We start from the raw sequence: 13,031 nt of genomic DNA, 5'->3' as shown, positions 1-13,031 counted from the left end.
TTGTTATCTTATTTTGTTTAGCCCTGGTGGTGTAGTTTGGATAACACATGGGACTGCGGATCCCATTCCCCGGGTTCAAATCCCGGCCAGGGCATTTATAATTTCCGTGATATTATGTTAAATGCTAATACTTATGTTACTTCCCAAAAAGGAATTGGGGGAACAATTAGAAATAGATATGAAGATTTTTACGTTGAAGAAATTCCTGAAATCATTCCGTCCGGTGAAGGACCGAACATTTACATTTGGATTGAAAAGCTTGGAAGAACCACTCTTGATGTTGTTTTAGACATTTCCCGTGACCTGCACATTTCAAGAAAAAGAATGGGATTTGCTGGAATGAAAGACAAGAAAGCCTTAACTCGCCAGTGGATTTGCATTGCAAATATGGATTCAGAAGAGCAGATGAAGCAGGTTCAGGATTTGGATATTTATAAAACTGATTTTTTAAAGGTGGTCCGTGGCCGCAAAAAGCTCAGAATGGGACAATTGAAAGGAAACAAATTCAAAATACTAATCAAGGATTTGGATGATATTCAGGAATCTGCAGATATTGCTAATGAAGTGTTAAAGGAATTGGAAACTACTGGTGTTCCTAACTACTTTGGCTGGCAGAGATTCGGAAAGCCAAGAACCAACACTCATTTGGTTGGTGAAGCCTTAATTGAAAATGATTTAAAAAAGGCTGTCAGTAGATATATTGGAAATCCTTCAGAAGACGAACATGAGGAAAACCAGAAGGCAAGGCAGGCTTATGATGATGGTAACCTTGAAGAATCTCTAGAATTGATGGGTAAAGGCATGAGGTATGAAAAGATGATGATTCGTGAGTTAATCAGAGATTCCAAAAAAGGTGCCTTGACTGATAAATCATATAAAAATGCATTACATGCACTTCCAAAGCCACTGCAAAGGATGTTTGTTCATGCGTATCAATCTTATTTATTTAATGAAGCCGTAAGCAATCGTGTTGCAATGGGAATCGATAAATACATTGAAGGAGATATTATCATTGACACAGAAGAACACATTGTCTATGACAAGACTCCTGAGCAATATCAGGAACTGATGGATAATTTTGAGGTAAATCCGACCTGTCCTTTATATGGAACAAAAGTGCCATATGCTGGAGGAGAAGTCGGTGTGATGGAAGAAAATGTTTTAAAAGGTTATAACTTAACAAAACAAGATTTTGAAGTACCAAAAATGCCTCGTTTGGGAAGTCATGGTCTTAGAAGATCAATGAGGTTTCAGGTATGGGATGCATCAGCAACTCCAACTGATGAAGGAGTACTGTGTGAGTTTTCGATAAATAAGGGGTCTTATGCTACAGCAGTTTTAAGGGAAATCATGAAAGTAGATGTGATTTAGTATGGTAATCTGTCCGGATTGTGGAAAGGAATCTTCGAATGAAAAATTCTGCAAAAATTGTGGAGCATATTTGGCAGATATTGAAGAAGTTGATGTTATTGAAAGCCAATCTAATGATTTTATTGGTGAAAACATATCATCGAATCATGATTATAATGTAAAATTCTGTTATAATTGTGGGGCCAAATTATCTGACAATTTTAAATTCTGCCCTTCATGTGGACAAAATTTAAGTTCTGATATAATTAAAACCAAAACCGCGCATGTTTCATCTAAAGAAAAAAATACTCTTTTAGCAGTTATTTTAAGTGTATTGTTGCCAGGTCTTGGACAAATCTATTTGGGCCTTGACAATAAGGGAGCTGTATTTTTAATCGGATATGTGATATCTGCAATTTTGATTTTGCTGATTATAGGATTTTTATTAGTTATTATCATATGGATTTGGGCATTGATTGATACAATAATATCAGCCAATGCATTAAATCGTGGAGAAGAAGTTAGTGATAAGTTATTTTAAGTGATTATTATGATTGAATGTAGAAAAGTTGCAAAAGGAAAAGGAAAAGGGGAATTGATTGTTTCATCAGAACCTATCAGCTTTTTAGGGGGAGTAAACCCTGAAACTGGTGAAATAATTGATCCTAATCATGAATTGAAAGGGGAAATAATTAAGGATAAGGTATTGTTCATTCCTGGCGGAAAAGGTTCCACTGTAGGGTCTTATGTGATTTTCCAGATGATGAAAAACAATACTGCTCCAAAGGCTATAATATGTCTGTCAGCAGAGCCAATTATAGCAACAGGTGCAATAATGTCAGATATTCCGTTAGTTGACTCACCGGCAGAAACTAAAGACTTAACCAATGGAACTTTAGTTGAAGTTGATGGAACTAACGGTACAATAGAAATATTATAAGTGATAATATGCAAACTCTAATTGAAAATGTAAACATTGTAAATCCATTTGAGGAAGTCAAAAGCAGTCAGAATGTTTTGATTGAAGATAATTTGATTAAGGAGATTTCATCAAAAAAATTTGATGCAGATATTGTAATTGACGGTGAAGATAATTATTTACTTCCGGGGTTTATTGACTGTCACACTCATATTTTTGCTAAAGGTTTTCACAAGGAAGAGAATATGGCAAATCCTTTGGGAATTCATTTTTATAATGCTGTTCCTCATGCATTGCAAACAATCAATGCAGGTGTTACAACAATTAGAGATTGCGGTTCAGCAGATTTAAGCTTTAAATTGGCTCAGCAGAGAAAACTATTCACTGCTCCTAAAATTCACTTGTCAATAACTCCCTTGGTGATGACTGGTGGGCACTTTGATTTGCTTTTACCTTCAGGTTGGGATATGGAGATAATTTATCCGGGATTTCCAAAAGGAAGATGTGATGGTGTAGAGGAAGTTCTTAAAAAGACTCGTGAAGTGAAAAGAGCCGGAGCAGATTTTATCAAAGTAATGGCTAGTGGAGGAGTATTGACAACCAACACTTCACCCGAATTTGCACAGTTCAACAAGAAAGAATTGAAAACAATTGTAAATGAGGCAAAAGCCAATGATATGAAAGTGTCAGCTCATTGTCATAGTCTTAAAGGTATGAACAACTGTATTGATGCAGGTTTTTCCTCAATCGAACATGGAACATTTATTGATAAAAAGACATCAAAAAGAATGGTGGAAAATGGTGTCAGTTTAGTTCCAACACTTCTTGTTCATCAATTCCTGTACAAAAATGGTTTTCCTCAATGGGATAGCTATGCAGCAGAAAAAACAGAAAAACTTAAAGAAATAGTAAAAGTCCACAAAGAAAACATCCAAATAGCTTACGAACAGGGTGTAAACATATTGATGGGTACAGACAGTGGAGTAATTCCTCACGGACATAATCTTGAGGAATTGATTCATTTGACAGATATCGGAATGTCCTCAGACGAGGCAATTGCTTCAGGAACTGTTAAAGCGGCAGAATTTTTAGGTTTTGACAATTTAGGGCTTGTTAATGAGAATTATGTTGCTGATTTAATTTTAGTCAATTCAAACCCTTTAGAAGATGTTTCCATATTAAGTGATAATGATAATATCTTGAAGGTTATTCAGGACGGAGTTATTGTAAAATGAAATTAATGATTGATGCTGAAAAATGTATTGCATGTGGGCAATGCAAATCAGTTTGTATACGTGATAATATTGAAATAGATGAAGTTGCATATGAAACTGGAAGCAACTGCTTTGAATGTGGACACTGTATGGCAATTTGCCCTAGTGATGCTGTTACTCTTAAAATATTCAAGGGTCATGAGGATAGGATTGAAAAGTATAATCCTAAGGAATTGCCCGTTAATTATCATGATTTACTGCAATTTTTAAAACAAAGAAGATCAATTCGCTGGTTTAAAAAGAAAAAAATTGATAAAGACACGTTTGATAAATTAATTGAAGGGGCTTATTATTCTCCTTCAGCCCAAAACGAGCAGGATGTTGAGTTTGTAATTTTGGATAAGAAATTAAATGATTTCATGAAACATGTCTATGACATTATTAAGGTTGAGGAAGAGGAATTTTTCAGAATAAAGGAATTTGGGGACTATGTCCGTGACAATTCAACAAAAAAATATCACCCGTTATTGTGGACAGGTCATCAATTGATTTTAACTTTTTCAACTGATAAGACAAGTGCAGTAATAGCTAATACTCGTATGGAATTGTTGGCATACACTTTGGGCCTTGGAGGGTTTTATTCACTGTTTATTTTAAAATCTGATGAAATTGACCATGAAAAATTAATGGAATTTTTCCCTGGAATTGATAAAAACAAACATATGTATTCCGCATTTATAATTGGATATCCTAAAAAGAGATTCAAGAAAACAATACCTCATAAGGAAATTAAAGTTAATTATATGTGAATATACTCATTTTTTTTTAATTTTTAAGTAAGTTTAGTGTAACCTAAACATTTATTTATATATAAAATATAATAATTGTTATAAAAAGATGGTTGTGATAAGATGGTAAAACATAAACATATGGATTTACCAATTGAAGGAATGCACTGCGCTTCATGTGTTTTAAGTGTAAACAAAACCTTTGGAAAAGTTGAAGGTGTCGAAGACGTTGATGCAGACCTTGCTTCAAATAAATTACATATTACAGTTGACACTAAAAAAATTTCCTATGAGGAAATGGAAAGGCTAGTTAAAAACTTAGGTTTTGAGCTTCATTCAGATGAAATGACCATAAGAATTCAGGGAATGCACTGTGCATCATGTACAATGAATGTTGAGAATTTCCTAATCAGACTGGATGGCATTTTTGATGTTAAGGCTGATTTAACTGCACAAAATGCAAAAATCAGATATGACTCTTCAAAAGTCTCATTGGATGAAATTGAAAAAGTAATCGAATCACTAGGCTTTGAACTGTTAGGAGTTGAAGGTCAGACAGAAATCGATGAAGAGGCGATTTATCAACAGGACTTAAAGGATAAACGTAACAGAATCATTGTAGGATTAATATTCTCAGCAATTTTGATGATACTGATGTTTAGCGGATGGGACCCTCTAATGAGTTTCACTCATCATTTAAAGGAATCCACAGGAATCCACATATCATCAATGGGATTATTATCATTAATTGTTAGTATTATACCATTTTTATATGTTTCTCTACCAATTTTAAAAGCCGGAATCAATGGTTTAATGCATAAAAACTTGAATATGGATGTAATGTATTCCATGGGTATTCTAGTGGCTTATGTTTCAAGTATTTTTGGAACATTCCACATTGTTTTAGATCACACTTTTATGTTTTATGACTCAGCAGTTATGCTTCCTTCATTTTTAATGATTGGAAGATATCTTGAAGCAAGAGCCAAAAAACACACTTCAGATTCAATTCGTGAATTGATTGGTCTCCAACCAACCGTTGCAACCGCTATTGAAGTGGATGAAAACGGTGAGATAACCTCACAAAGGGAAGTTTCCATAGCAGACATTGTACTTGATGATTTGCTTTTGGTAAGACCTGGTGAAAAAATCCCTGTTGACGGTGATGTTGTTGGTGGAGAATCATATGTGGATGAATCAATGATTAATGGTGAACCGATACCTAAAGTTAAAAAGGATGGTGAAGAAGTATTTGCAGGAACTATTAATCAGGATGGAGTCTTGCATATTAAGGCTAAAAAAATAGGTAAGGAAACAGTATTGTCAAATATTATTCGTTTAGTTGAGAAGGCACAATCTTCCAGACCTCCAGTTCAGAAATTTGCAAATACAATCGTTTCATACTTTATTCCAGTTATTCTGACAATTGCAATTATTGTATTCTTAATCTGGTATTTTGTACTTGGAGCAACATTGCTATTTTCTCTAACATGTCTGATTTCTATTTTGGTGGTTGCATGTCCATGTGCACTGGGACTAGCCACTCCAACAGCAGTAACCGTTGGTGTTGGAAGAGCAGCAGAATACGGTATATTGATTAAAAATGGGGGTACCTTGGAAAATGCTGGCCAGATAGATGTGGCTGCATTTGACAAAACTGGTACAATAACAGAGGGAAAACCTGAAGTTGATGATATTATACCTTATGGATGCAGTGAAGATGAATTAATTAAGCTGGCTGCAAGTATTGAACAAAATTCAACTCATCCGATTGCTAAAGCTATTGTAAACAAGTCAAAGGAATTGAACTTGGAATTGGATCAAACCACTGAATTTGAAAATATCACTGGTAAAGGTTTAAAGGCCGAATTGAATGGCATGGAAGTGCTTGCCGGTAATTTGGCTTTAATGGAAACTTTTGATGTGGATGTTTCTAATGAGTTGGTTGATAAATATCATGAACTTGAAAGCTTAAGTAAAACAATTATCTTTTTAGCTGAAAATAAAATAGTTAAAGGTATTTTAAGCTTATCTGATAAAATCAAATCCACTTCTAAAAGAACAATTGATGAATTGCACAATATGGGTGTTGAAACATACATGCTGACCGGTGACAACGAAGCTACTGCACTTAATGTTGCTCGTGAAGTTGGAATAGATAATGTCCAGGCAGGTGTATTGCCTGAAAACAAACTGGACATTGTCAAAAAGGCTCAATCCAACAATACTCGCAAGGTTTTATTTGTTGGAGACGGTATCAACGATGCACCAGCATTAACACAGGCTGACATCGGTGTTGCAATGGGTAACGGTACTGATATTGCAATGGAAAGCGGTGACATTGTTGTTATGGAAGGGGACTTGGAAAATGTTGTAGCTGCAGTGCAATTCTCCAAAAAGGTAATGCGCAGAATCAAGGAAAATATTTTCTGGGCATTTGCTTATAATGCTATTTTAATTCCAATTGCAGCTGGTGTTTTGTATCCTGCATTCGGCATAACATTTGAGCCGGCTCTTGCAGGTCTTGCAATGGCATTAAGTTCAGTAACAGTTATAACTCTTTCTTTAATGCTTAAGAGATATGTTCCTGAAATAAAAAGAGTTAAAAATTAATTGATTTTAAAATCAATTAATTATATTATTTTTTTTAACTATTCAAACCAACTTTCTGATTTTTCTAATAATTCATCAATGATTGTTGGAATTGAACCGGTGTATGTGTGCGGATCCATGATTTTATCCACATCTTCCTGTGTCAGGTATTTTTGAACTTCTTCATCTTCTAAAATCAGTTCACCAAGTAATAATTTTTCCTTGTTTGCTTTTATTGCATTTTTCCTGACAATGCCGTATGCGGTTTGTTTACCCATTCCAGCACGGGTTAATTCAGCCATTAATCTTTCAGCCATGATTAAACCGTTGGTCAGGTTTAAATTTCTTTCAATATTTTCATCATAAAATACAAGATTATTCATTAATTTGATGGTTAAGTTTAGGATGTAATCGGTTAAAATACAGCTTTCTGGAAACATTATCCTTTCACAGGAGGAATTTGTCAGGTCTCTTTCATGCCATAATGGATTGTTGTCAAGTGCTGCGTTAATGAATGATTTTACAATTCTTGCAACACCACAAATCCTTTCAGCAGTGATCGGATTCATTTTATGAGGCATTGTACTGCTTCCAACCTGTTTTTCAGGATCGAAATATTCTCCAACTTCCATTATTTCTGTTCTTTGCAGGCTTCTGATTTCAAGTGCGATTTTGTCTAGGGTACTTGCAATGTTTGCTAAAACACTGATGAATTCGACATGGTTGTCTCTTTGAACAACTTGGTTTGTTATGGTTGCAGCAGGCAATCCTAAAATTTCTGCAACGGTTTTGTGGATTTCCCATCCTTGTTCGCCTAGTGCAGCAGTTGTTCCTACTGCTCCATCCATCATTCCAATACAAACATTTGCCTTAGCATTTTGCAATCTGATATATTGTCTGTGAAGTTCGTCTGCCCATATACCGAATTTCATTCCATATGTGGTTGGAAGAGCATGCTGTCCGTGTGTACGTCCGATGCATACTTTCATTTTATTTTCACTTGTAAGCTTTAGCATTATTTTTGTCAATCTTTCAAGTTTTTCTTCAAGAACATCAATTGAGTCTCTGATAAGCAATGAATTGGAGCTGTCTACGATATCGTTGGAGGTAGCACCAAAGTGGACATATTCTCCTGCACCGTTTTCACATACTTCAGTAATTGATTTTGACAATGCAGCGATATCATGGTTTGTTTCGGCTTCAATTTCTTTCATTCTTTCTAATTTGACATAATCAGTATTTGCTTTTGCTGCAATTTCATCAGCAACTTCTTGAGGAATTATTCCCAGTTTTCCTTCAGCAAGAGCTAGTGCAGCTTCCACATCAAGCATTCTTTGTAGTTTGTTTTCTTCTTCCCAAATATTTTTCATTTCAGGAGTACCATACCTAAATTCAATAGGGTGTATAGCCATTTTTTATCAACTCACATAATTATTATAAACAATATTTATTTTTGTTGTTTAAAGTATTATATTTTAGCAAACATTTATATTGTTTTATATAAAGATTAATATGTACTATTATATTGAATTCATATATAATAGGTGATAATTTGGAAACAAAAATACGACAATTTCGCCAAGAAAAAGGCATAACTCAACAAGAATTAGCGGATTTAGCTGGTGTAACACGCCAAACTGTTAACGCTTTGGAAAATGCTCGCTACAATCCTTCCTTAATATTGGCCTATAAAATAACAAAAATATTAGGCAAAGACGCAATAGAAGATGTGTTTTTGCTTAGTGATGAAGAGTAGTTGTAATATTTTATTAGAGGAAAGAATAAAATTTGGTTATCTATTTAGATTAGGGTATATTCGCATTACTAATCAATATTTGATTGATAAAATGTCTTATTTTAACGATAAACTTAAAAATATTACTTTAAAAGAGGTACTATCTTTAATAATTATTTTGTTTGTAATTCAATATATGTTAAATGTTTTAAATATTGTTTATATGGATTCTGTATGGATTTATATCGTCATTATTTTTTACTTTATATTTAAGCTTAGAAATGAAATTTTTACAATTAAAAAAGATATTTTTGAAGTCTTTGAATACAATACGGTTAAATTGACGATATCATTAGTTGTTTTGAATATATTTTTTTCATATGGAATGTTATATTTTTCGGATTATATTTTAAATATAATGCCATCTTTTAATCTTTCCAATTCTTTTTTAGCTTCTGGACTGTTTGCAACTATTATTGTTTCTCCGATTTCTGAAGAGCTCATATTTAGGGGTGTTTTTTTTAACAGATTGCAGCTAATCATTCCTACAGTTTTTGCAATTTTAATCTCCTCACTGTTGTTTGCGTCGCTTCATGGTTTCGGAAGTATATTTTCCGCTTTTGTTTTTGCGTTATGTGTTGCGATTTTATATTTTAAAACTGAAAATATTTTTGTAGCAATTTTTGCCCATTTTTTAAATAATGTTATTGCTGAGATAATAGTTTTTGCCGATTCGGGTAAAATATTATTTACAAATTATGCGGTGATTGGATTAATGTCAATTTTGGCCATTGGTTCTTTTATCATAATTTCATATTTCGTTATTAAAGAATTAAATACTATTAATTATAATAATTCTTAATATGGATTTAAGAAAAATTGGTATTGTATTAATTTTTATTGGAATTGTTCTGACTATTGTTTTCATTGACAATCAGCAGATTTTTGTTCCTGCTTTAACTGTTACTGTTTTAGGTTTTTTCATTACAATTGTAGGTTTCATCAGTGAAATCAGAAAAAGAAAAATCATTAATGATCAGTTGGATAAGGATATCGGAACAATTTTGCAGCCTTTAATCACCAAATATTCTAACTTAAATAAGCAATATAGGGCTGAATTTGAGGGTGATGAATATGTTGCTAAAAGATTACAGTTAAACAGCGATTTGGAACGTGAAATAACTGAAAAACTTCCTTATTTGGAAAGTAGGGAAATAAAAAAGATTGTTATTCAATTTAGTCAGGAACAGGATAAACTTTAAAATTTTTTTTAAAATAAATTTTAATGTACATTTTATTACAACAAGGTTTTAAATAGTACATTGGATATAATATTTATAGTGATAAAAATGTTTTCCCCAAGTTTAGATGAAGTAAAAAAATTAGCAAAAAACAAGGAGTATAAAAGAATACCTATATCTTATGAGCTATTTTCAGATATAGCAACTCCTATAGAAGTATTAAGGATTTTAAAAGGAATAAGTAAACATACGTACATGCTTGAAAGTGTTGAAGATTCACAAAAATGGGGAAGATATTCATTTTTAGGCTTTGACCCTCTTTTAGAAATCACATGTCAAAATTCTGTTGTAAATATTAAGGGAGATAAGGATTTCAATGAATTGACCGATGATGAAACCACTATTGAGACCAATAATCCTGGTGAAATTCTAAAAGAATTGATTAAAAAGAACAAATCTCCAAAATTAGATTACCTTCCATCATTTACAGGAGGATTTGTAGGTTATTTTGCATATGATTATATCAAATATGCTGAACCAAGTCTTAATCTTGATGCTGAAAACCAAGATCAGTTTAAAGATATGGATTTAATGATGTTCGACAAAGTCATAGCTTTTGATAATTTTAAGCAAAAAATAATCCTAATAGTTAACATAAAAACTGATGATTTGGAAAAAAATTATGATGAAGCATGTAAGCAGTTAATTGAAATTGCAGATTTAATAAAAAACGGTAAAAAAATTGATATCGAACCATTAAAATTAAAATCCGATTTTAAACCAGCATTTTCTCGTGAAAAATATTGTGACATGGTCAATAAAGCTAAAAATTATATTTATGAAGGAGATATATTCCAGGTTGTTCTTTCCAACAGAATTGAAGCAGATATTTCAGGAAGTCTTTTTGATACTTACAGGGTTTTAAGAACTACCAATCCGTCCCCATACATGTTTTATTTCTCCAGTGATGATATAGAAATTGCCGGTGCGTCTCCTGAAACTTTAGTTAAATTGAACAACAATACATTATACACATTTCCTCTTGCCGGTACAAGACCTCGTGGAAAAACAGATGATGAAGACTTAAAACTGGAGCAGGAATTACTTGCTGATGAAAAAGAGTTGGCTGAACACAATATGTTGGTTGATCTTGGACGAAATGACATTGGTAGGATTTCGGAAATAGGTTCTGTTAAAGTTGAAAAATACCTTTCAATCGAAAGGTTTTCACATGTGATGCACATTGGTTCAACAGTAACTGGAAAACTGAGAAAGGATTTGGATTCACTTGCAGCAATTGACTCAATTTTGCCGGCAGGAACATTATCCGGAGCTCCAAAAATAAGGGCATGTGAAATCATAAATGAGCTTGAAGACAATAAGAGGGGAATTTATGGTGGAGCAATTGGATATGTTGATTTGAGCGGAAATATTGATACCTGTATCTCTATAAGAATAGCTTTTGCAAGAAATAACAAGGTATTTATCCGTTCAGGAGCAGGTATTGTGGCAGACAGCGTACCTGAAAAGGAATTTGAAGAATGCTTAAACAAAGCAGCAGCAGTAATTGATGCTTTAGAAATTGCAAATGGAGGGTTACAATGATTCTTTTAATTGACAATTACGACAGTTTTTCATATAATCTCTATCAGCTAATTGGTGAGGTAAACTCAGATATTAAGGTTTCAAGAAATGATAAAATAACAATTGAGGAAGTTAATGATTTAAATCCGGATTGTATTATATTGTCACCTGGGCCTGGAAAGCCTGAAAATGCGGGAATCTGTGTTGGTTTAGTAAAAGAATTTCATGATAAAATTCCTATTTTGGGAGTTTGTTTAGGTCATCAGGCAATTTGCACTGCATTTGGCGGTGAAGTTTCTCATGCAAAAAGATTAATGCATGGTAAGTCATCAAATATTTCTCTTGATTATGATTTTATTTTCAAAGGGCTTCCAAGTGAAATAACTGTGGGAAGATATCATTCTTTAAGTTTAGTTGAAGAGTCTCTTCCGGATTGTTTGGAAATTATTTCTAAAGCCAAAGATGACAGAGAGGTAATGGCGGTAAAACACAAGGATTATAATGTTTACGGATTACAGTTCCATCCAGAATCAATTTTAACATCTGATGGATTAACAATTATGCAAAATTTCTTACAAAAAGTTGAAAGAGGTATATTATGATTAAAGAAGCAATCTTAAAAGTTTATCAACATCAGGATCTGACTTATGATGAAGCATACCAGACAATGGATGAAATCATGAGTGGCGAAGCAAGCGAAGTTCAAATGAGTGCTTATTTAACAGCGATGTCTATGAAAGGTGAAACAATTGAAGAAATCACTGCATCTGCTGAAGCTATGAGAGCGCATTGTGTAAGATTGTTAAACGATAAAGATGTTTTAGAGATAGTTGGAACTGGTGGTGACGGTTCAAATACATTCAATATTTCAACCACTTCTTCAATAGTAATTTCAGCAGCTGGAGTTCCTGTAGCTAAACATGGAAACCGCTCTGCATCCAGTAAATGTGGTGCAGCTGATGTATTGGAGGCATTAGGTGTAAATATTAATATCGAACCTGAAAAAAGTTTAAAATGCCTTGAAGAGAATAATATATGTTTTTTATTTGCTCAGAATTATCATTTGTCAATGAAATATGTTGCAAATGTTCGTAAAGAATTGTCTATTAGGACAATATTCAATATTCTAGGACCATTGACAAATCCTGCAGGAGCCACAATGCAGGTTCTTGGAGTTTATGAAAAGGATTTGGTGGAACCATTAGTCGATGTTTTAAATAATTTGGGTGTAAAATCAGCATTGTCTGTCTATGGAATGGACGGTATGGATGAAATTTCAGCAAGCGATAAAACTTTTGTTTGTGAACTTAAGGATGGAAAAACCATGTCTTATGAAGTATCTCCGGAATATTTTGGAATGGAATTGGCATCTAAAGAGGACCTTGTTGGTGGAGATGCAAATGAAAATGCCCAAATAACTTTATCAATTTTAAATGGTGAAAAAGGTCCTAAAAGAAATGCAGTTTTACTAAATTCTGCTGCTGGATTATATGTTGCGGGTGTAGTTGATTCTTTAAGAGATGGAGTTGATCTTGCAGCTGAAATTATTGATTCTGGAAAGGCATTAAAACAACTTGAAAACTTTATAGAATTTACAAACAGCTGATT

General features: G+C 33.3%; 13 protein-coding genes and 1 tRNA gene. 13 read left to right on the top strand and 1 reads right to left on the bottom strand.

The genetic code is table 11. From position 1 onward, the window contains the following. Positions 1-20 precede the first annotated feature (20 nt). From IJ258_RS08945 to IJ258_RS08915, 7 genes are all read left to right on the top strand, one after another. Positions 21-94, top strand: a tRNA-Arg gene (locus IJ258_RS08945). A 20-nt stretch (positions 95-114) separates the two neighbouring features. Then, positions 115-1,371, top strand: a complete 1,257-nt coding sequence (gene truD / locus IJ258_RS08940) for a tRNA pseudouridine(13) synthase TruD (RefSeq protein WP_292806026.1) — start codon at positions 115-117, stop codon at positions 1,369-1,371. Position 1,372: 1 nt separating this feature from the next. Further along, positions 1,373-1,891: a zinc ribbon domain-containing protein gene (locus tag IJ258_RS08935; RefSeq protein ID WP_292806023.1), complete on the top strand. Its 519-nt coding sequence runs from the start codon at positions 1,373-1,375 to the stop codon at positions 1,889-1,891. A gap of 9 nt (positions 1,892-1,900) precedes the next feature. Beyond that, positions 1,901-2,290 (top strand): DUF126 domain-containing protein, encoded by a 390-nt coding sequence (locus IJ258_RS08930; protein ID WP_292806020.1) that lies wholly within the window; start codon positions 1,901-1,903, stop codon positions 2,288-2,290. 8 nt (positions 2,291-2,298) lie between these two features. Then, positions 2,299-3,504: an amidohydrolase family protein gene (locus IJ258_RS08925; RefSeq protein WP_292806017.1), complete on the top strand. Its 1,206-nt coding sequence runs from the start codon at positions 2,299-2,301 to the stop codon at positions 3,502-3,504. Continuing rightward, the gene (locus tag IJ258_RS08920; protein ID WP_292806014.1) at positions 3,501-4,292 is read left to right on the top strand and encodes a nitroreductase family protein; all 792 of its coding nucleotides are present in this window, start codon (positions 3,501-3,503) and stop codon (positions 4,290-4,292) included. The genes IJ258_RS08925 and IJ258_RS08920 overlap by 4 nt, the downstream gene beginning before the upstream one ends. Before the next feature lie 102 nt (positions 4,293-4,394). After that, complete coding sequence (locus IJ258_RS08915) at positions 4,395-6,884, top strand: heavy metal translocating P-type ATPase (protein WP_292806011.1); 2,490 nt, start codon at positions 4,395-4,397, stop codon at positions 6,882-6,884. A 38-nt stretch (positions 6,885-6,922) separates the two neighbouring features. Here the strand turns inward: IJ258_RS08915 and purB are convergent, their stop codons facing one another. Beyond that, positions 6,923-8,275, bottom strand: coding sequence for an adenylosuccinate lyase (gene purB / locus IJ258_RS08910; protein ID WP_292806008.1), 1,353 nt, complete (start codon positions 8,273-8,275; stop codon positions 6,923-6,925). 140 nt (positions 8,276-8,415) lie between these two features. On the opposite strand from purB, the gene IJ258_RS08905 reads away from it, so the two are divergent. The 6 genes from IJ258_RS08905 (at position 8,416) to trpD (ending at position 13,029) form a co-directional block, all read left to right on the top strand. Further along, entirely contained in the window at positions 8,416-8,619 is a 204-nt protein-coding gene (locus IJ258_RS08905; protein WP_292806005.1) for a helix-turn-helix transcriptional regulator, read from the top strand. Further along, a complete protein-coding gene (locus tag IJ258_RS08900; RefSeq protein ID WP_292806109.1) occupies positions 8,609-9,460 on the top strand; it encodes a CPBP family intramembrane glutamic endopeptidase in 852 nt (283 codons plus the stop codon). Before IJ258_RS08905 ends, IJ258_RS08900 begins: the two co-directional genes overlap by 11 nt. Position 9,461: 1 nt before the next feature. After that, positions 9,462-9,860 carry a hypothetical protein gene (locus IJ258_RS08895; RefSeq protein ID WP_292806002.1) on the top strand — a complete coding sequence of 133 codons (399 nt, stop codon included), beginning with the start codon at positions 9,462-9,464 and terminating at the stop codon, positions 9,858-9,860. An 87-nt stretch (positions 9,861-9,947) separates the two neighbouring features. Beyond that, positions 9,948-11,444 (top strand): anthranilate synthase component I, encoded by a 1,497-nt coding sequence (trpE, locus tag IJ258_RS08890; RefSeq protein WP_292805999.1) that lies wholly within the window; start codon positions 9,948-9,950, stop codon positions 11,442-11,444. Further along, positions 11,441-12,025, top strand: a complete 585-nt coding sequence (locus IJ258_RS08885) for an aminodeoxychorismate/anthranilate synthase component II (RefSeq protein ID WP_292805996.1) — start codon at positions 11,441-11,443, stop codon at positions 12,023-12,025. The genes trpE and IJ258_RS08885 overlap by 4 nt, the downstream gene beginning before the upstream one ends. Further along, positions 12,022-13,029, top strand: a complete 1,008-nt coding sequence (gene trpD, locus IJ258_RS08880; protein ID WP_292805993.1) for an anthranilate phosphoribosyltransferase — start codon at positions 12,022-12,024, stop codon at positions 13,027-13,029. Before IJ258_RS08885 ends, trpD begins: the two co-directional genes overlap by 4 nt. Positions 13,030-13,031: the final 2 nt, after the last annotated feature.

The organism is Methanobrevibacter sp. (genome assembly GCF_017468685.1).
Classification (GTDB): domain Archaea; phylum Methanobacteriota; class Methanobacteria; order Methanobacteriales; family Methanobacteriaceae; genus Methanocatella.
This window is presented reverse-complemented; position numbering and strand designations above follow the sequence as displayed.